General features: G+C 65.8%; 15 protein-coding genes. 6 read left to right on the top strand and 9 right to left on the bottom strand.

From position 1 onward, the window contains the following. Positions 1 to 102: 102 nt before the first annotated feature. The 3 genes from M673_RS12505 to M673_RS12515 all read right to left on the bottom strand — a co-directional run bounded on the left by M673_RS12505 (position 103) and on the right by M673_RS12515 (position 2,848). A complete protein-coding gene (locus M673_RS12505; RefSeq protein WP_061976364.1) occupies positions 103 to 1,434 on the bottom strand; it encodes a L,D-transpeptidase family protein in 1,332 nt (443 codons plus the stop codon). Positions 1,435 to 1,753: 319 nt separating this feature from the next. Beyond that, positions 1,754 to 2,263, bottom strand: coding sequence for a transcriptional regulator LdtR (ldtR, locus tag M673_RS12510; RefSeq protein WP_061976365.1), 510 nt, complete (start codon positions 2,261 to 2,263; stop codon positions 1,754 to 1,756). 168 nt (positions 2,264 to 2,431) lie between these two features. Continuing rightward, positions 2,432 to 2,848 carry a DUF6163 family protein gene (locus tag M673_RS12515; RefSeq protein ID WP_061976366.1) on the bottom strand — a complete coding sequence of 139 codons (417 nt, stop codon included), beginning with the start codon at positions 2,846 to 2,848 and terminating at the stop codon, positions 2,432 to 2,434. 274 nt (positions 2,849 to 3,122) lie between these two features. Between M673_RS12515 and hemB the strand changes: the two genes are divergently transcribed. From hemB to M673_RS12530, 3 genes are all read left to right on the top strand, one after another. Further along, positions 3,123 to 4,145: a porphobilinogen synthase gene (gene hemB, locus M673_RS12520; protein ID WP_061976367.1), complete on the top strand. Its 1,023-nt coding sequence runs from the start codon at positions 3,123 to 3,125 to the stop codon at positions 4,143 to 4,145. An 85-nt stretch (positions 4,146 to 4,230) separates the two neighbouring features. Beyond that, on the top strand, positions 4,231 to 4,695 hold the full coding sequence (locus M673_RS12525) for an RDD family protein (RefSeq protein WP_061976368.1): 465 nt from the start codon (positions 4,231 to 4,233) through the stop codon (positions 4,693 to 4,695). Between the two features lie 125 nt (positions 4,696 to 4,820). Further along, positions 4,821 to 5,633: an arginyltransferase gene (locus M673_RS12530; protein WP_061976369.1), complete on the top strand. Its 813-nt coding sequence runs from the start codon at positions 4,821 to 4,823 to the stop codon at positions 5,631 to 5,633. On the opposite strand, the gene parC is transcribed toward M673_RS12530, so the two are convergent. After that, complete coding sequence (parC, locus tag M673_RS12535; protein WP_061976370.1) at positions 5,626 to 7,872, bottom strand: DNA topoisomerase IV subunit A; 2,247 nt, start codon at positions 7,870 to 7,872, stop codon at positions 5,626 to 5,628. The genes M673_RS12530 and parC overlap by 8 nt on opposite strands. Positions 7,873 to 8,094: 222 nt before the next feature. Here parC and M673_RS12540 point away from each other — a divergent pair, with 222 nt between their 5' ends. After that, the gene (locus M673_RS12540; RefSeq protein WP_061976371.1) at positions 8,095 to 9,276 is read left to right on the top strand and encodes a hypothetical protein; all 1,182 of its coding nucleotides are present in this window, start codon (positions 8,095 to 8,097) and stop codon (positions 9,274 to 9,276) included. Positions 9,277 to 9,344: 68 nt separating this feature from the next. Further along, positions 9,345 to 9,863: a 2'-5' RNA ligase family protein gene (locus tag M673_RS12545; protein WP_082639426.1), complete on the top strand. Its 519-nt coding sequence runs from the start codon at positions 9,345 to 9,347 to the stop codon at positions 9,861 to 9,863. A 48-nt stretch (positions 9,864 to 9,911) separates the two neighbouring features. Here the strand turns inward: M673_RS12545 and aspS are convergent, their stop codons facing one another. Continuing rightward, positions 9,912 to 11,702 carry an aspartate--tRNA ligase gene (aspS, locus tag M673_RS12550; RefSeq protein ID WP_061976373.1) on the bottom strand — a complete coding sequence of 597 codons (1,791 nt, stop codon included), beginning with the start codon at positions 11,700 to 11,702 and terminating at the stop codon, positions 9,912 to 9,914. Between the two features lie 166 nt (positions 11,703 to 11,868). Here aspS and rnd point away from each other — a divergent pair, with 166 nt between their 5' ends. Beyond that, complete coding sequence (gene rnd, locus M673_RS12555) at positions 11,869 to 13,020, top strand: ribonuclease D (protein ID WP_061976374.1); 1,152 nt, start codon at positions 11,869 to 11,871, stop codon at positions 13,018 to 13,020. Positions 13,021 to 13,082: 62 nt separating this feature from the next. On the opposite strand, the gene M673_RS12560 is transcribed toward rnd, so the two are convergent. From M673_RS12560 to M673_RS12575, 4 genes are all read right to left on the bottom strand, one after another. Then, on the bottom strand, positions 13,083 to 14,618 hold the full coding sequence (locus M673_RS12560) for a Ppx/GppA family phosphatase (RefSeq protein WP_443111185.1): 1,536 nt from the start codon (positions 14,616 to 14,618) through the stop codon (positions 13,083 to 13,085). Beyond that, positions 14,593 to 16,983: an RNA degradosome polyphosphate kinase gene (locus M673_RS12565; RefSeq protein WP_244493166.1), complete on the bottom strand. Its 2,391-nt coding sequence runs from the start codon at positions 16,981 to 16,983 to the stop codon at positions 14,593 to 14,595. Before M673_RS12565 ends, M673_RS12560 begins: the two co-directional genes overlap by 26 nt. Positions 16,984 to 17,044: 61 nt before the next feature. Next, positions 17,045 to 17,737: a hypothetical protein gene (locus tag M673_RS12570; protein ID WP_061976375.1), complete on the bottom strand. Its 693-nt coding sequence runs from the start codon at positions 17,735 to 17,737 to the stop codon at positions 17,045 to 17,047. After that, complete coding sequence (locus M673_RS12575) at positions 17,734 to 18,903, bottom strand: AI-2E family transporter (RefSeq protein WP_061976376.1); 1,170 nt, start codon at positions 18,901 to 18,903, stop codon at positions 17,734 to 17,736. Before M673_RS12575 ends, M673_RS12570 begins: the two co-directional genes overlap by 4 nt. Between the last annotated feature and the right edge of the window lie 6 nt (positions 18,904 to 18,909).

An 18,909-nucleotide genomic window follows, 5' to 3' on the forward strand; every position in this document is an offset into this window, starting at 1 on the left:
TCGGCGCCTTACCATGTTCCCGCGACGTGGCCAACCGTCTGGCGCGCAAGTAAAAAAGCCGGGCTTTTCAGCCCGGCGTCGCCTTTATCCTTGTGCCCGCATTCAGTAAGGCAGGTCGGCGCTTGCCTGCTCGCCCGCCGAATAGGCGGTGGTCTGAAGCCGGTTCATGGCGAGCTGCGCGTCGCCGTCGAGATGGTAAATGTCGTCGCGGAACTGCACCACCGTCGGCTCGGTCGCCCAGGCCGTCAGATAGGTGAAGTGCAGCGGCACCGGGTTGGTGAAGTTCACATCCTGGCGCGTGCGGGCCGAGATGGTCTTCTCGATCGCGGCGCGGTCCCAGCCCGGCGTGTCGCGCGCCAGCCAGACAATGAGATCGCGCACGTTCTGAACGCGCACGCAGCCCGACGACTCGAAGCGCATGAGCTGCGAGAAGACGCTCTGCTGCGGCGTGTCGTGCATGTAGACGGAATAGGGGTTCGGGAAGTTGATCTTCACCGAGGACATGGCGTTCATCCGGCCCGGATTCTGGCGGAACAGATATTTCACCGCCTCCTCGGAATGCCAGTTGATCGACTCCGGCGGGATCACGCCGCCATCGGGACCATAGATCACGATGTCGTTGCGCGTGAGATAGGTCGGGTCCTTCTGCATGAGCGGGATGATGTCCTTGCGGACGATCGAGGCCGGCGCATGCCAGTAGGGATTGAGGTTGAGATTGGTGATCTTGGAATCGAGGATCGGCGTCTGCCGGTCGATCTTGCCGACCACCGCCGTGTGGCGCTGCACGACGCGGCCGTTCTCGACCGCCTCGATCGCCGCCGCGGGAATGTTGACCATCACGAAGCGGCCGGGATCCAGCTGAATCTTCTGGAGGCGATCGATGTTCTTGTAGAGCTGGTTCAGGCGCACGTCGGCGGGCACGTTCAAGGCCTTGAACGTGTATTCGCCCACCGCGCCGTCCGCCGGGAGTCCGTGGCGCGCCTGGAAGCGCTTCACGGCCGCGTCGACATAGGTGTCGAAGGCGGTGGAGCCGCCGGCCTGGCGGTCGAGATCGCCAGACACGGCCAGACGCTGGCGAAGCGCGGCGACGGCCTGACCCTGCGCGCCGATCTCCATCTTGCCTTCGGCCGGAACGCTGGGCCAGCCGCCGGCCGAGACGATCTGCTGATAATGGCCGACCGCCGACTGCATGGCCGAGATCGTGTTGGGCGAGAAGACCGGCTGATACGAGGCGACGTTGCGCACGCTGGCGGCGCGCGTGTCGAACTGGTCCGTCCAGCCGCCGCGATTGGGCGCGGCCAGAACGCCGTCGAGCGCGCTCTGGGCGCGCGCCGTCCCGGCAAAGGCCGCCGCCCCGGCCGCCGTCGCCGCACCCGCCAGGAAACGGCGCCGCGACATGCCTTCAAGCACCCGGTCGGACCTGCTCTTCGTCATGAAATCCCCTCGATACGTTTCTCGCCCGTTCGCGCAGACCCTTCCATAAGGGCCGCGTGGTAAACCAACCGGAAACAGGCGGCACACGAACTCGCGAGCGGAAGGCCGCGAGTGACATGGCCTTGAAAGCGCATCGAAATAGGGCGAAAGCGTGGATCAGGGGCGACGAGACGGCGCCCCGCTCAAGAGTTTGACGCCCTGTTGCCCAAACGCCCCGGAGAACGGGTCGTCGAACATGGAAAGGCCCTGCAACCGGGAGGCCGGTCGCAGGGCAAGTTGGAAGAGGCACGGACTGGAGGACGTGCCCGTCCCGCACGCCTTACAGGCGATACATGATCGAATCGTTCCAGAAGCGGTCGAGGCGCTGGAGGGACTTGTTCATCTTCTGGAACTCCCCCTCGTCGAGCCCGCCCACCTTGTCGATCGAGCCGATGTGGCGATCGTAAAGCTCGGCGACGATTTCGGCGACTTCGCGGCCGGCCTTGGTGAGCGAGACGCGCACCGCGCGGCGATCGACACGAGACTTCTGGTGGTCGATGAAGCCCAGCTCGACCAGCTTCTTCAGATTGTAGGACACGTTCGAGCCGAGATAAAAGCCGCGCGAGCGCAGCTCGCCGGCGGTCAGGACCGCGTCGCCGATATTGAACAGGAGCAGGGCCTGGACGGCGTTGATGTCGGTGCGCCCGTTGCGATCGAACTCGTCCTTGATGACGTCAAGGAGCCTGCGGTGCAGGCGTTCCACCAGCTGGAGCGTTTCGAGATAGAGCGACTTCAGTTCCACCTTCTCGACCGGGGGCTGAATCTCGCGGCGGGCGGGCGTCGATGACATGAGAACGGCTCCGTTGTTGCTTGGCGTAGGTCTCTTTCGACCTCTTCTTGTGTCCCAAGCTACAGAACCCCTCTAAAATTCGACTTAAACGTCGGCGTTAACGAAATCTAGCCTTGGCCGTTTACGATTGTTGCTTAACAAGCCCTAACCGTGTTCGGTCGAATTTCGTCAGGACTGTCGGCGCGATTCGAAGTAGGCGACGATGCGCAGCATGGCGAGCAGGGCCAACCCCGTGAGGTTCAGCGAAACCGGCAGGATGTCGGCGCCAAACAGCTGCGGAAAGGCGAAATGCATGGTCCCTTCGACCAGCGTAAGCAGCACCCAGATCACCGATCCCCAGGAGGCCAGCATCCAGAGGCCGATGCCGGCAACGGGATAGAGCACCGCCAGCGTCGGCGCGGCGAAGCGCCACCAGACAGGCATGAGGTCGAAGCGCCAGAGCGGCCCGTCGAACACGCCGATCAGCCGCGCCCAGTAGAAGAGGCCCATGCCGAACAGGGCAAGCCCCGCGATCCGGCAGAGCCAGACCGTCAGGGTCCGGTTCAGCGTCTTCTCGCGGTCCTGTTTGAAGGGTTCGATCGTCATCGCCGCCGTCCGTCACCTCCCCGACGGACGCTCGAAACGTCGAAACTCGCTACTGCCATGCATCTGTCCCGTCTCGCGGCCGACCTTCAAGCTCGGTCCGCCTTGCGCAAGAGGTAGACCATATCCCGGCGGGATGGCAGGGCGGACGCGATTTTTCCCGGTGCACGGTTTCGTCAGGCGGGTCCGGTCGCTAAAGAAGCCCTGAGAGTTCGAGGCAGGCCTTCGCCCCCTTCTCCGACGCCTGTTTGCCCGACATCAGCATGAGCGGCCCGACATGAAGAACGACATCACGCTTTCGCGCACCATCGATCAGGTCACGGGCGGCACACGCCTTCGACGCCTGCGCCAGACGGAATGGGTTCGCCGCCTCGTGCGCGAGAGCGATGTCGGCGTCAACGACCTGATCTGGCCGATCTTCGTACGCGAGGGCGAAGGCGAGCCGGAGCCCGTGCGCTCCATGCCCGGCGTGTTCCGCTATTCCGTGCGCGGCTGCGTCGAGGCGGCGGAGCGCGCCGCCGAGCTCGGCATTCCCGTGATCGCCCTGTTCCCCTTCACCAACCCGGACCTTCGCGACGAAAACGGCACGCAGGCGCTCAACCCGGACAATCTCGTGTGCCGCGCCACGCGCGCCATCAAGGCCGCCGTTCCCGAGATCGGCATTCTCTGCGACGTGGCGCTCGATCCCTATACCAGCCACGGCCATGACGGGTTGGTTCGCGCCGGGCGCATTCTCAACGACGAGTCGGTCGAGGTTCTTTGCCGACAGGCCTTGGTGCAGGCCGAGGCGGGCTGCGATATCATCGGGCCGTCCGACATGATGGACGGACGCGTCGCCTGCATCCGCTCGGCGCTGGACGGCGCGGGGCTGCGCGACACGATGATCATGTCCTATGCCGCCAAATACGCCTCGGCCTTCTACGGCCCGTTCCGCGACGCCGTCGGCTCCACCGGCGCGCTGAAGGGCGACAAGCGCACCTATCAGATGGACATGGGCAACCGCGACGAGGCCCTGCGCGAGGCCGCGCAGGACATTGCCGAGGGCGCCGACATGATCATGGTGAAGCCCGGCCTGCCCTATCTCGACATTCTCGCCAAGCTGGTCGAGGAGTTCCGGATGCCGACCTTCGCCTATCAGACCTCGGGCGAGTATTCCGTCATCATGGCGGCGGCCGAGAATGGCTGGATCGACGGCGACCGGGCGATGTTCGAATCGCTCCGGGCCTTCAAGCGCGCCGGCGCCAGCGGCATCCTCAGCTATTTCTCGCCGCGCGTCGCCGAGGCGCTCCAGCAGCGCTGAAGCTCTATCAGCCGCGCCGAACGTGTTGAGTTTCGGCGATGGGGTTCCCATTTCCTACAGCGAAGGACATTGGAACCCCGCGCCCATGAGCAACGCCGCCACCTACAATCCCGCCTCCACCTGGCTCGACGAACCGCGCGCCTATCGCAGCGTGCGCACGCGCCGGAGCTTGGCCTTCCTGGTGGACTACACCATCGTCCTGATGCTCTGTGTCCCCGCCGTCTTCGTGATCGGCCTTCTCGGCGTGCTGACGCTGGGCCTGGGATGGATGCTCTATGCGATTCTGTTTCCGCTGGTGGCGCTGCCCTATGTGACCTTCACGCTCGGCAGCGCGTCGCAGGCGACGCCCGGAATGCGGATGTTCGATCTGCGCCTGGAGCGGCTGGACGGCAAGCCGGTGGACCCGGCGCTGGGCGCCGCGCACAGCATCCTCTTCTGGGCCGCCGGCGCTCTGACCTCGGGCTTCATCGTGCTCGTAGCGCTTTTCACGCCGCGCAAGCAGCTGTTGCAGGACCTCCTGCTCGGAACTGTGGTGGTGCGTCGGGGCTGAGAGTCCCTGCGTCGGAAAGGCCGTCCCTTACGGTCTTTCCAACACGCGCGTCAGGTCTCACATTGGTATGACAGGCCGGCGCGCTTCTTGCGCCGGCGGACAGACGACGAGGCGGTCGCAGATCCATGACGGCGCATCCCCAGACCCCGCAGTTCTTCCTGACCTCGCCTTCGACCTGCCCCTATCTCCCCGGCCAGCTCGAGCGGAAGGTGTTCACCCACCTTGTCGGACACAGGGCGCCCGATCTTCTGGATCTCCTGACTCAAGGCGGATTCCGCCGCTCGCAGAACATAGCCTATCGCCCGGCCTGCGAGCGCTGCCGGGCCTGCGTCTCGATTCGGATTCTGGTGGACGAGTTCCGGCCGACCAAGTCGATGAAGCGCGTGCGGCAGACGAATTCCGATCTGGTCGGCCGCATGGCCGAGGCGGAACCGACCTCCGAGCAATATGCCCTGTTCCGCCGCTATCTCGACACGCGTCACACCCATGGCGGCATGTCGGAAATGTCGGTGCTGGACTACGCCATGATGGTGGAGGACAGTCAGGTCGACACGCGGCTGATCCAGTATCGCCTCAAGGGGCCGGACTCCGCCTTCTCCACGCGCTCGGACGGCGATCTGAAGGCCGTCGCCCTGACCGACGTGATGGGCGACGGCCTGTCGATGGTCTATTCCTATTTCGACCCCGACGAGGCCGACCGGAGCCTGGGGACCTTCATGATCCTCGACCACATCGAACGGGCGCGCGAGATGGGCCTGCCCTATCTCTATCTCGGCTATTGGGTCGATGGGTCCCGCAAGATGGACTACAAGATCCGCTACCAGCCGCAGGAACATCTCCTGCCCAAGGGCTGGGAGCGCTACGACCCCCAAGCCCAGCGCCAGCCGGCGAGCCTCGAGGCGCCCGCCGAGCCGGCAGCGGTTCCGCCGATCAGGTGAAGCGGCCGCTCTTGGGGAAGCCCTTGGGAACGAGGCGTCCAGCCTGCGCCCTGTCGCCCCGCCATTCCAAGAGATCGGCTTCCGAGCGCTGGTGCTGGCGACCGGCTGTATCGGTCCAGGTCAGGCCTTCCGCTAGGCTGAAAATTTTTACGTCGAGCAGCCCGCCATCGGCGTAGCGCTGGAGGCGTACGCCTTTGCCGCGCAGCATTTCCGGTACCTGCGCCAGCGGGAAAACCACCATCTTGCGGTTCTCGCCCACCACGGCCACCATGTCGCCGGTGATGCGCTCGGCCTTGGCGAGGCGCGCGGGCTCGCCGACGTTCAGCACCTGCTTCCCCTTGCGCGTGCCCGACACCAGTTCGCCCTCGGGCACGACGAAGCCGTTGCCGTCGGTCGAGGCCAGAAGCCTCTTTTGCGCGGGGTCGGCGACGAAGCCGAGCACGAGATCCTGGTCGTCCTCCAGCTCGATGAGGAGGCGCATCGGATCGCCCTGCCCGCGCCCGCCCGGCAGTTTGTCGGCCGACAGCGTGAAGGCGCGGCCGTTGGTGGAAAGGAACACGAGCTTGTCGGTGGTGAGCGCCGGGAAGGCGAATTTCAGCGAGTCGCCCTCGCGGAAGCCGAGCGTAGAGAGATCGACCCCGTGCCCCTTCATGGCGCGCAGAAAGCCCTTCTGAGACAGGACGACGGTGATCGGCTCCTTCTCGATCAAGGCGACGGCGATGTCGTCCAGCGAGCGCTCGGGCGCGTCGGCATAGACCGTGCGGCGCTTGCCGAGCTTGGTCTTCTTGGAGAAGGTCTCGCGAACCTCGCGGATCTCGCCGGCAACGCGCTGCCATTGCAGTTCCGCCGAGGCGAGCAACGCCTGCTTGTCGGCGCGCTCCTCCGAGAGCTGGTCGAATTCGCGCTTCAGTTCGAACTCCTCCAGCTTGCGCAGCGAGCGCAGGCGCATATTGAGGATTGCTTCGGCCTGCATGTCGCTGAGCTCGAAGGTCCGCATCATGACCTGCTTGGGCTCGTCCTCCTCGCGGATGATGCGGATCACCTCGTCGAGGTTCAGGAAGGCGATGATGTAGCCGGCCAGGATTTCCAGCCGCCGCTCGATCTGGTCGAGCCGATGCTGCGAACGGCGGATCAGCACCTCGCGCTGATGCGCCAGCCATTCGCTCAGCACCTCCTTCAGCGACAGGACCTTCGGCACCTTGCCGCCCGACAGGACGTTCATGTTCAGAGGAATGCGCGATTCGAGGTCCGTCAGCCGGAACAGCGATTCCATCAGAAGTTCGGGATCGACCGTGCGGGATTTGGGCTCCAGCACGACGCGCACGTCCTCGGCCGATTCGTCGCGAATGTCGGCGAGAAGCGGCAGCTTCTTGGCCATGAGCAAGTCGGCGATCTTCTCGATCAGCCGCGACTTCTGCACCTGAAACGGAATTTCGGTGACCACCACGACATAGCCGCCGCGCCCCTGCTCCTCGCGCTCCCACTTGGCGCGCACGCGGAACGAGCCGCGCCCCGTCGCATAGGCTTCGCGGATCACCTCCGGACCGTCCACCACGACGCCGCCGGTCGGAAAGTCCGGCCCCTGAATGAAGCGCAGCAGCGTGTCGAGATCGGCCTCGGGCTGCTCGATGAGCTTGAGCGCCGCGTCGCAGATCTCGGCCGCGTTGTGCGGCGGGATCGAAGTCGCCATGCCGACGGCGATGCCCGATGCGCCATTGGCCAGGAGATTGGGGAAGGCGCCGGGAAGAACGATCGGCTCCTCGTCCTCCTCGTTGTAGGTCGGCTTGAAGTCGACGGCGTTCTCGTCGATGCCGCGCAGGAGGAGCGTGGCAACCTCTGTCATGCGCGCCTCGGTGTAGCGCATGGCAGCCGCGCTATCCCCGTCGATATTGCCGAAATTGCCCTGCCCGTCGATCAGGGGATAGCGGATCGAGAAGTCCTGAGCGAGGCGCACCAGCGCGTCGTAGATCGAGGCGTCGCCATGAGGATGGAACTTGCCCATCACATCGCCGACGATGCGGGCGCATTTCTTGTAACCCTGGTCTGGGTCGAGCTTTAGAACGCGCATGGCGTGAACGATGCGTCGATGCACCGGCTTCAACCCGTCGCGCACATCCGGCAGCGCGCGACCCATGATGGTCGACAGCGCATAGGCGAGATAGCGCTCTTCCAGCGCCGTCTTGAGGTCGATCGGTTCGATGTCGCCGCCGCTGGCGGGAGGATCCACAGGCTTGCCCATGCGGGCTCGTTACCGCAAAGCCCGGCCGCGAACAAGGGAAGAACAAATCGGGACCAGAGCCTGCGGCCGGGGTCGACAACCATGGGAAGACAAAGCCTGGGCGCGGGCTTACACTTGCGGTGGAATCGGCCATATTACGGCCGAGTTCGTGCTTTGCATCAGCCAGGGCCGCCCCGTGCCGGCGCGATGCCTCGTTGATCCGTTCGAAAGGGTGTCTCCTTCATGACTGCTTCGCGCTCCCGCAGCCTTCTGGCGGGTCTCGCCCTGGTGCTCGCAGGCTCCTCGTCGGCCTTCGCAGTGGATGGGCAGGCCTTCGCCGATCGACTGAAAGCGGTCATGGCCGACCAGTCCACGGCCCTTGCCTATACCGGCGTCTCCACGGACGACGACGACGTGGTTCTCAAGGGCGCGCAGGTCACCCCGAAGGGTGCGGGCGCGCAGCCCGTGTCGCTCGGCGACATTCGCTTCGAAACCGTGACGGGCTCGACGCCGGACGGCTGGCGCGTCGCCCGCGTGCAGCTTGCCGATGTCGACCAGAGCGAGGACGGCACGCGCGTCACCCTTTCGGGAATCGCCGCCGAAGGCATCCAGATCAAGGGCACCAACGACAAGGCGGCCGCCCTGTCTCCGATCTTCTTCGACCGCGCGCAGATTAACAATGTCGCGGTGGAGCGGCAGGGCAAGACCGTCGCGACCGTCGAGAACGGCCGGGTCGAGAATCTTCCGACGGCAGGCGGTGGCTATCGCGCCAATTTCGGCATCGGGCGCTTCCTGCTGGACGCCACGGCGGCGAGCGACGGCCCCGAGCCCTCGCCTCTCGTGGCGCTCGGCTATCCCCAACTCACCGGCGATCTCACCGGCTCGGGCGCCTGGGACCCGGCGACCGGCGCGCTGACGCTCGACCCGCTTCAGCTGGAGGTCGACAATGCCGGCGCCCTGTCCTTCTCCTACACGATCACCGGCTACACGCCGAGCTTCATCCAGTCCCTCGCGCAGCTGTCCGACCAGATGAAGGCCTCGCAGGGCGCCAGTGACGGAACGGGCATGGCGGTGATCGGCCTGATCTCGCAGCTCTACCTTCGCTCGGCCGAGCTTTCCTTCACGGACCGCTCGCTGACCGGCAAGCTGCTCGACTACTATTCGGCTCAGAACAAACAGACTCGGCCGGAGCTGGTGGACCAGCTGGTCAGCGCCCTGCCGCTGGCCCTGGCCTATCTGCAGAACCCGGAGTTCCAGGCGCAGGTGACGGCGGCGGTGCGGGACTTCCTGCAGAACCCGCGCACGCTCAACATCTCGATCGCTCCGCAGAACCCCATTCCCGCGACGCAGATCCTGGGCGCGGCCATGGGCGCGCCGCAGACCCTGCCGCAGGTCCTGAACCTGTCGGTGCGTTCGGGCAACTAAGCCTCCCTGCCTCAAGAGACATGACGCCGCGTCCGGGAAACCGGGCGCGGCGTTTGCGTTCGGATGGGATGACCGACGCACCCCTTATCCTCACTCTCGACATGGACCCGGCGAGCTTCCAGCGCTTTGACACCGAGCGCCGCCGCTTCTTCCCGCCTGAGCGCAACGTCCTCGCGGCGCATCTCACGCTGTTCCATGCCCTGCCCGGCGCGGAGGAGCCAGGCATCGTCCGCCATCTCGCCGCGCTCGCGGCCCGAACGGACGCGCTGCCTTTCACCGTGCCGGGGCTTCGCTCGCTGGGGCGCGGCGTCGCCTACGAGGTGGATTGCGACGGGCTTCTGATGCTGCGACGCGGCCTCGCAGCCGAGTGGAAACACTGGCTAACCCCGCAGGACGCGCAGGGGTTTCGCCCGCATGTGACGGTACAGAACAAGGTTTTGTCGGACGAGGCGCGCCACCTTCTGGAGGCGCTGCGCGCGGGCTTCCAACCCTTTGAAGGCTCCGGTACGGGCCTTCGTCTCTGGCGCTATCGCGGCGGCCCGTGGGAGGCGGCCGGCACCTTTCCCTTCGCGGCGCAGGCGGCATGAAAAAGGGCGCAGAAGCGCCCTTTCTCGTCCATCAGTCGGCAGGCTCGCTCAGGCCTTGGGTGCCTGCGGCATCGGGCGAAGCTGAAGCTCGCGCAGCTGCTGCGGCGCGGCCGGGGACGGCGCGTTCATCAGGAGATCGAAGGCCTGCTGGTTCATCGGGAACAGCGTGATCTCGCGCAGGTTCTTGGCGCCGCACAGAAGCATCACCACACGGTCGATGCCGAAGGCGCAGCCGCCATGCGGGGGAGCGCCGTACTGGAACGCGCGGTACATGCCGCCGAAGCGATCCTCGACGTCCTGCTTCGACAGGCCGACCATCTCGAAGGCCTTGACCATCAGATCGGGCGACTGGTTGCGGATCGAGCCGGAAGCGATCTCGAAGCCGTTGCAGACCGCGTCGTACTGATAGGCCTTGATGGTCAGCGGGTCCTGGCTCTCAAGCGCTTCCATGCCACCCTGCGGCATCGAGAACGGGTTGTGCGCGAAGTCGATCCGCTTCTCGTCTTCGTTGTATTCGAAGAAGGGGAAATCCACGATCCAGCAGCATTCGAACCGGTCGCGGTCGACGAGGTTCAGCTCCTCGCCGGCGCGCGTGCGCGCCTCGCCCGCGAACTTGTAGAACTTCGAGGGCTCGCCCGCGACGAAGAAGCAGGCGTCGCCATCGCCGAGGCCGAGCTGGGCGCGGATCGCGTCCGTGCGCTCGGGGCCGATATTCTTGGCGAGCGGCCCGGCGCCTTCCAGCGTCTCGCCTTCCTTGCGCCAGAAGATGTAGCCGAGGCCCGGCTGGCCCTGGCCCTGCGCCCAGCCGTTCATGCGGTCGCAGAAGGCGCGGCTGCCGCCGGTCTTGGCCGGGATCGCCCAGACCTCGACCTTCGGGTTCGCGGCGATCATGCCGGCGAAGACCTTGAAGCCAGAGCCCGCGAAATGATTGGTGACGGCCTGCATCTCGATCGGGTTGCGCAGGTCCGGCTTGTCGGAGCCGTATTTGCGGATCGCCTCGTCATAGGCGATGCGCGGCCACTCCTTGGTGACCGGCTTTCCTTCCGCGAACTCCTCGAAGATCTGGGTGATGACCGGGGTCATCGTGTTCCAGACATCGTCCTGCGTGACGAAGCTCATCTCCATGTCGAGCTGATAGAACTCGCCCGGCAGGCGGTCGGCGCGGGGGTCCTCGTCGCGGAAGCAGGGCGCGATCTGGAAGTAGCGGTCGAAACCCGCCACCATCAGAAGCTGCTTGTACTGCTGGGGCGCCTGCGGCAGCGCATAGAAACTGCCGGGGTGGATGCGGCTCGGCACGAGGAAATCGCGTGCCCCTTCCGGCGAGGAGGCCGTCAGGATCGGCGTCGTATATTCGGCAAAACCCGCCCCCGACATTTCGCGGCGCATGGCGGCGATGATCTGCGTGCGCTTGACGATGTTCTTGTGCAGCGTGTCGCGGCGCAGATCCAGGAAGCGATACTTGAGACGCACGTCTTCCGGGTAGTCCGGCTCGCCGAAGACCGGCAGCGGCAGTTCCTGCGCCTGCGCCAAAACCTCGATCTCACGGGCGAAAATCTCGATCTCGCCGGTCGGCAGCTTGGTGTTGACCGTCTCGGGCGTGCGGGCCTTCACCTCGCCGTCGACGCGGATCACCCATTCCGAGCGCACCGTCTCGGCGGTCTTGAAGGCCGGGGACTCGGGGTCCACGACGATCTGCGTCAGGCCGTAGTGATCGCGCAAGTCGATGAACAGAAGCCCGCCATGGTCGCGCACGCGGTGGACCCAGCCCGACAGGCGAACGGTCTGGCCGACCTCGGACGGGCGCAGGGCGGCGCAGGTGTGGCTGCGATAGCGGTGCATGGCGATCTTTCTCCGAGCCTCGGGATGGGCGAGGCGCTCCGTGGCCGCGCCCTCGAGGACGCCACCTGTTTTTGCGCGGGAAAAGCACATCAAGCGCCCGCCCTGTCAAGTTTTGCGCGCAAGCGCGGCTTTCCTTCGCGCTCGCGCATCGTTTAAGGATCGAAGCATGGAGCCGATCACCACCACCGCCGCCCTTTCCGATGCCTGCCGCACCCTCGCCCGGGCCGAGTTCGTCACCGTGGACACCGAGTTCATCCGCGAGACCACCTTCTGGCCCGAGCTCTGCCTCATCCAGATGGCGTCCGACGAGCTCGCCGTGCTGGTGGACCCGCTGGCCGAGGGAATCGACCTCAAGCCCTTTTTCGAGCTGATGGCCGATCCGTCGGTTCTCAAGGTCTTCCATGCCGCGCGGCAGGATCTCGAAATCATACACAAGCTCGGCGGGCTCATTCCCGCGCCGCTGTTCGACACCCAGGTCGCCGCCATGGTCTGCGGCTTCGGCGAGTCGATCGCCTACGACCAGCTCGTCGCCCGCACCACCAAGGGCCATATCGATAAGACCTCGCGCTTCACCGACTGGCGCCGCCGGCCGCTCTCCACCGAGCAGCTGGAATACGCGCTGGGCGACGTGACCTATCTCCGCGACGCCTATCGCTTCCTCGCCAAGGCGCTGGCGGTGGAGGAACGCGAAAGCTGGCTGGCCGACGAGATGGCCATCCTGTCCGATCCCGGCACGTACGACATCCACCCCGACGACGCCTGGAAGCGCCTGAAACTGCGCATACGCAAGCCGATCGAGCTGGCGGTGCTGAAGGAGATCGCCGCCTGGCGCGAGCGCGAGGCCCGGACGCGCGACCAGCCGCGCTCGCGCGTGTTGAAGGACGACGCGCTTTACGAGATCGCCCAGCAGCAGCCGCGCGACGAACAGGCGCTGTCGCGCCTGCGCACGGTCTCCAAAGGCTTCGAGCGCTCCTCGGCGGGCCGCGAGATCCTGGCCGCCGTCGCGCGCGCCAACGCCATTCCGAAGGCGCAGCTGCCCCCCATCCCCAAGCCCCCGGCCCTGCCCGAAGGCACGGCGGCGGCGGTGGAGTTCCTGCGGGTTCTCCTCAAGATCGTGGTGGAGGAGCGCGGCGTCGCCGGCCGCCTGATCGCCTCGAGCGACGACTTGGAGAAGCTCGCCGTGGACGGTGACAAGGCCGACGTGCCGGCGCTCCAGGGCTGGCGGCGAGACCTGTTCGGCGCCCGCGCGCTGGAACTTTTGGCCGGTCGCACGGCGCTGGTCTACCGCAATCGCAAGGTCGAGATCGTCCAGCTCTGAACGAAAAAAGGGGCGGTGCCCGTGGCGCCGCCCCTTCTCAAATCATCATTCTCGCGGTGCGCTCAGCGCACGTCGAAGCGCAGCGTCCGCTCCACGACCTTGGCGAAGGCCTGCAGGCGTGCATCGGGGCGCTCTCCGAGCAGCGGCTCCAGATCGCGCGGCACCACGAGCGAGAAGCCGCCGCGCGGGTCTTGCTTCCAATAGAGGCGGCCGAGAACGCCGGGCATGGCCGCAGTTAGCAGGTAGCTGACCCGGAACAGCGAGGCGAGAACGCGCGCGAGATAGAGAAGGCGCGGGTCGAGCACGCTGCCGATGGATTCCAAGACGCCCGCATCGAACTCGCCTTCGTAGCGATAATAATTAGCGAGCGCGAGATAGACGCGGCCGGGATGGTCCACCGCCGGGATATTGGCGTTCACGATGATCGACAGGCTCTGGCGGCCGCGATAGTCGGGATGGGCGCGCCAGGAAATATCGGTCAGCAGACAGGCCGCCTTGCGCAGGCGCGATTCGTAGAGCGTCTCGTTGATCGACAGCGCCTCGAAGGTGCGGGTCGACCAATCCACCAGTTCCTCGTTGTGAATGGGCGAGCGCGAGCGCAGGAAGGACAGCTCGATCGCCGATTCCAGAAGCGGGTCCCGCGCCTTCTCGTCTTCGCTGAGGCGCGAATGAAGATAGCCTTCGCGCACGCCATAGGCGGACAGCACGATTTCTGACGGCTTCAGCTGAGAGATCACCGCCTGCATAGCGACGGCGCCGAAGGCGAGCAATTGCCGGCGATTGCGCGAGATTGCCCCGATGCCCGGCAGCTTGTCCGGGTCGTTCTTGGCGACATTGGCGAGGAAGCTCTCGACTTCCGCCGGCCGAACCCGGTAGCCATGCATGACATGGACGGGATAATTCGACTGCTCCATGTGCAGCTTGAACAGGTTCCGCCACGTGCCGCCCACGGCATAGAAGGGCCGCCCGGCGGCGATCGCCGCGAAGTCCGAGTTCGCCACATGGCTCTCGGCAATGGAGCGCGCCTTCGCAATGTCGTTGCCCGAGAGGTCCTGCAGGCGCAGGCCGCCCAGGGGCATGGTGATGCCCTTGCCGATCCGTCCGTCGGCGACCTCGACGATCTCCAGGCTCCCGCCACCAAGATCCCCGGCGATGCCGTTCGGCGAATGGAAGCCGGCGATCACGCCTTCGGCCGCGTAATGCGCCTCGTCGGCGCCGGAGAGAATCGTGATGGGGCAGCCGAGCGCAGCTTCCGCCGCAGCCACGAAGTCCGGTCCGTTCGCCGCCTCGCGCGCGGCGGCCGTGGCGATCGGATGGATCTCGGTCACGCCGCTCTGATCGCACAGGGTGCGGAACCGCCGCAGCGCGGCGAGCGCGCTGGCGACGGACTTGTCGTCCAGCCGGTTGGTCTGCGCGATGCCGCGCCCCAGACCGCTCAGGACCTTTTCGTTGAAGAGGGTGGTGGGGGCCCGGACATTGCCCTCGTAGATAACGAGTCGAACCGAGTTCGATCCGATATCGACCACCGCCACCGGGGCACGGCCGGGTATCCGGCCGTGCGGGTGGAGGAGATCAATCGAAGCGTGAGTGCTCGGCACGCTGCCTTGCGATGAGCTTGGGTGCATTCGACTTCAGGGCCTTCCCCCGACCCGAGAGGCTCGGATTGGTCATGAAATAGCGCTGGGCGTTGAACGGCTGCTCACCCTCGGAAGGCGCGATCCGTCGCGACGTACCGTCGGCAAGGACGGACCAGCTCTGTTGGTTGTCGAGAATATTGGCGAGCATGATCTGCGACAGGACCTGGCTGTGGACGGTCGGCGTCGTGATCGGAATCAAGGTTTCCACTCGCCGGTCCAGGTTGCGCGGCATCATGTCCGCCGAACCCATGTAGACGATCGCCTTTTCCGAAGGCAAGCCGTGCCCCGCGCCGAAGCAGAAGATGCGGCTGTGCTCCAGGAAGCGGCCGACGATCGACTTGACGCGGATGTTCTCCGACAGGCCGGCCACGCGCGGCTTGAGGCAGCAGATGCCGCGCACCACGAGATCGATCTCGACGCCGGCCTGGCTGGCCCGATAGAGCGCGTCGATGATCTGCGGGTCGACCAGCGAGTTCATCTTCATCCAGATCTGGCCCGGACGCCCCGCCTTCTCGTGCTCGATCTCCTCCTCGATGTGCTGGAGGATGCGCTTGCGCAGCGAGAGCGGCGACATGGCGAGCTTGCGAAGCTCCGTCGGCTCGGCATAGCCGGTGATGTAGTTGAAGATATGCGCGACATCGTAGGCGATGTCGGGGTCGATCGTGAAGTAGCTGAGATCGGTGTAGATCTTGGCCGTGATCGGATGGTAGTTGCCCGTCCCCACATGGACGAAGGAGGTCAGCTTGCCCTCCTCCCGGCGCACCACGAGCGAGAGCTTGGAATGCGTCTTCTTCTCGATGAAGCCGAAGACGACCTGCACGCCGGCGCGCTCCAGATCGCGCGCCCAGCGTATATTGGCCTCTTCGTCGAAGCGCGCCTTCAACTCCACCAGCGCCGTCACCGACTTGCCGGATTCGGCGGCGTCGATCAGCGCACGCACGATCGGCGAGTCGTTGGAGGTGCGGTAGAGCGTCTGCTTGATGGCGACGACGTCGGGGTCCCGCGCGGCCTGGCGCAGGAACTGCACCACCACGTCGAAGCTCTCGTAGGGGTGGTGAATCACGATATCCTTTTCGCGGATGGCCGCGAAACAATCGCCATTGTGCTCGCGAATCCGCTCGGGGAAACGCGGGATGTAGGGGTCGAACTTCAGGTCGTCGCGCGGCAGCTTGACGATCTGCGAGACCGAATCCAGCGCCAAGAGGCCGTCCATCACGGAGATGCGGTTTTCCGCGACGCCGAGTTCGCCGGCCACGAAATTGCGCAGCGATTCCGGCATGACATGATCGAACTCGATGCGGATCACGGAGCCGCGACGGCGCCGCTTCAACGCCGTCTCGAACAGACGCACGAGATCCTCGGCCTCTTCCTCGACCTCGATGTCGGAGTCGCGGATGATGCGGAACGTGCCCTGGCCCTTCACCCGGTAGCCGGGGAACAGCTTGGAGATGAAGGTCGCGACGACGCTTTCGAGCGGTACGAAACGCGCCTCGCCCTCTTCCGTCAGCGGCAGTTCCACGAAGCGCTGGAGCGCAACGGGCAGGCGCAGAAGCGCGTTCATCCCTTGCGAATCACGCTCGCGAACGAGCGACAGGGCCATGGTGAAGCCGAGATTGGGAATGAAGGGGAACGGGTGCGCCGGGTCGACCGAGAGCGGCGTCAGGACGGGGAAGATCGACTCGTTGAAATGGCGCTCCAGCCAGGCCCGGTCCTCGCGCTTCACGTCGCCCGCCCCGACGATCGAGATGCGCGCGGCGCGCAGGTCCTTCACCAGCGAGGCGAGCGAGGCCTGCTGGTCCTGCTGCAGGCTGGTGACTTCGGCTAGGATACGATCGAGCTGCTCCTGCGGCAGCAGCCCGTCCATGCTGCGCACCTCCACCTTCTCGCGGACCTGACCGGCGAGACCGGCGACGCGCACCATGAAGAACTCGTCCAGATTGCCGGCCGAGATCGACAGGAAGCGCACGCGCTCCAGAAGCGGATGCGCGGTGTTCTGCGCTTCTTCCAGCACACGGCGGTTGAACTGGAGCCAGGAAATCTCGCGGTTCACGTAGCGGTCGGACGGCAGTTCGCTGACGGCAGGCTCGGCCGCCGGCTGCGACACCGGGATAATGCCGATCGCTTCCATCAGCGGCTGATCGGGCAGCGGCTCGTCGTCGAAGCCTTCCGATTCGAGCTGGTCTTCCTGATCGAGTTCCGAGGCTTCGAGAGCGTCGTCCCCCTCGCCCGCGCCGTCCATGAAGGCGCCCAGCCCTTCGGCTGCGTCCTTGGCGGGCTCCGCCTGGGTCTGGCTCTGCGGATTCTCGGGAGTGATCACGTCGCTCATGCTCAGCCGTCGCCTCAAAAGATACAGTTGGATATTGCCTTAGGGGACCTGCGCGACTGTTTCATGACTGCAGCGCCCTTTCCTCTTCCATTTCCGTCAAGATGCGCCCCACGAGCGTGCGGGAGATGCGCTCCTTGGACGCCAGGGCCTCCAGGTCAAGGCGGCGGATCAGCTCCGCCGCCGCCTCCAGGGAGCGCTCCATGCGCGCCACGGCATAGTCGATCAGCTTGGGCTCAAGCTCGATCTGCCGATCGGCGGCGAGCTTCATCAGGACGCCGGAGAGCAGCATCTCGTCGGGCGCGAGAAGATCCACCACCGTCGCCGCGCGAAGGCGCGACAGGAGATCGGGCAGTTGGAAAGGCAGCGCGGAGGCCGGCAGGCGCGACGTCAGGAGCACGCTGCCGCCGCCGAGCCGAGCCGCGTTCAGGAGCTGGAACAGCTCGGTCTCGTCGAAGCCCGCACTATCGACATTCTCCACCAGCACGGCGAAGGGCGTCTGGCTGATGAGCGTCGCGGCCGGCTCGCGCGGGAGGAGCGGTGTCGCGCCGGCCATTTCGGCCCAGGCCGTGGCGAGATGCGTCTTGCCCGACCCCACCGGGCCGACCACGAGCAGCACGGGATGCGGCCATTCCGGCCAGGCGTCGATCGCCCCTGCGGCCAGGGCATTCCCTTCGCCCACGACCAGATCGTCCCGCGCCAGCGAAGGGGTCGGCGACAGATCGAAGGGGATCTGCGAGGGAGGCCGCCCGGTCAAACCGAGCGCCCCGACTTCGGGTCGAACTGGTTCTTGAGCGCGAGTTCCAGATTGCCTCCCTCGATTTCCTTCGGGGCGCCGACCTCGATCGAGCGCCCGAAATACATCTCGCTTTCCAGATATTTATGAATGGCGAAGCGCACGAGAACCCCGACTGCGGCCGCCGCCGGCACCGCCATCAGCAGCCCGACGAAGCCGAAGATGGCGCCGAAGGCGAAAAGCGCGAACATCAGCCAGACCGGATGCAGGCCGACCGAGGCGCCGACGAGCTTGGGCTGGAGGATGTTTCCTTCCACGAACTGGCCGGTGAAGAAAACGCCGGCCGTGGCCGCGACCCAGATCCAGTCCGGCGCGAACTGGACCAGCGCGACGCCGACGGCGACGATCAGCCCGATGGCCGACCCGACATAGGGAACGAAGGAGATGATGCCCGCGAAGAAGCCGATCAGCAGCCCGAAATTGAGGCCCACCAGCGTCAGCCCGACGGCGTAATAGGTGCCGAGAATGAGGCAGACGCTGCCCTGCCCGCGCACGAAGCCGGCGACGGCGCGATCGATCTCCCGCGCCAGCCGGCGCACGGTGCCGACATGCTGGCGCGGCACGAGCGCGTCGATCTTGGCGATCATCCGGTCCCAGTCGAGCAGGAGATAGAAGGCGACCACAGGCGTCACCACGAAGAGCGAGATGAAGTTGACCACCGCAAGGCTGGACGACCAGAGCGAGGCCACCAACGCCGTCGTGTAGCCGGAGAGCTGGCGCACCAGCGTCTGGAAATCCTGCCGCAGGGTCTGATCATCGCCATTGAAGAAGCGCGAGAGCGATCCGGTGCGAAGTTCCAGCGCCAGTTCCTGCAGCCGGCCGAGATATTGCGGCAGGCGGTCGGCGAAGCTCGAGACCTGTCCGCCGATCACCGGCACGACGATCAGGATCACCAGCGCGATGACGATCACGAAGGCGACCAGGATCAGAAGGCTGGCGGCCAGCCGCGACAGGCCGCGCCGCACCAGCCAGTCGGCGATCGGGTCGAGGAAATAGGCCATGACCATGCCCAGCACGAAGGGCAGGAGGATACCCCGGAACAGCCAGAGCGAAAGGCCGAGGGCCAGCGCCGCCAGACTCCAGAAGAGGACCTGGCGTTTCAGGAGCTTGGCGCGATCATGAACCATCGAAAC

It is taken from the genome of Aureimonas sp. AU20, assembly GCF_001442755.1.
Classification (GTDB): Bacteria; Pseudomonadota; Alphaproteobacteria; order Rhizobiales; family Rhizobiaceae; genus Aureimonas.

What these genes read in the sequence shown, in the direction of transcription:
- M673_RS12565 (WP_244493166.1), bottom strand. Translation starts at nt 16,983, where the DNA reads ATGAGCGACGTGATCACTCCCGAGAATCCGCAGAGCCAGACCCAGGCG.
- M673_RS12525 (WP_061976368.1), top strand. Translation starts at nt 4,231, where the DNA reads ATGAGCAACGCCGCCACCTACAATCCCGCCTCCACCTGGCTCGACGAA.
- hemB (WP_061976367.1), top strand. Translation starts at nt 3,123, where the DNA reads ATGAAGAACGACATCACGCTTTCGCGCACCATCGATCAGGTCACGGGC.
- M673_RS12505 (WP_061976364.1), bottom strand. Translation starts at nt 1,434, where the DNA reads ATGACGAAGAGCAGGTCCGACCGGGTGCTTGAAGGCATGTCGCGGCGC.
- M673_RS12575 (WP_061976376.1), bottom strand. Translation starts at nt 18,903, where the DNA reads ATGGTTCATGATCGCGCCAAGCTCCTGAAACGCCAGGTCCTCTTCTGG.
- M673_RS12515 (WP_061976366.1), bottom strand. Translation starts at nt 2,848, where the DNA reads ATGACGATCGAACCCTTCAAACAGGACCGCGAGAAGACGCTGAACCGG.
- aspS (WP_061976373.1), bottom strand. Translation starts at nt 11,702, where the DNA reads ATGCACCGCTATCGCAGCCACACCTGCGCCGCCCTGCGCCCGTCCGAG.
- parC (WP_061976370.1), bottom strand. Translation starts at nt 7,872, where the DNA reads ATGGGCAAGCCTGTGGATCCTCCCGCCAGCGGCGGCGACATCGAACCG.
- rnd (WP_061976374.1), top strand. Translation starts at nt 11,869, where the DNA reads ATGGAGCCGATCACCACCACCGCCGCCCTTTCCGATGCCTGCCGCACC.
- ldtR (WP_061976365.1), bottom strand. Translation starts at nt 2,263, where the DNA reads ATGTCATCGACGCCCGCCCGCCGCGAGATTCAGCCCCCGGTCGAGAAG.
- M673_RS12545 (WP_082639426.1), top strand. Translation starts at nt 9,345, where the DNA reads ATGACCGACGCACCCCTTATCCTCACTCTCGACATGGACCCGGCGAGC.
- M673_RS12530 (WP_061976369.1), top strand. Translation starts at nt 4,821, where the DNA reads ATGACGGCGCATCCCCAGACCCCGCAGTTCTTCCTGACCTCGCCTTCG.
- M673_RS12540 (WP_061976371.1), top strand. Translation starts at nt 8,095, where the DNA reads ATGACTGCTTCGCGCTCCCGCAGCCTTCTGGCGGGTCTCGCCCTGGTG.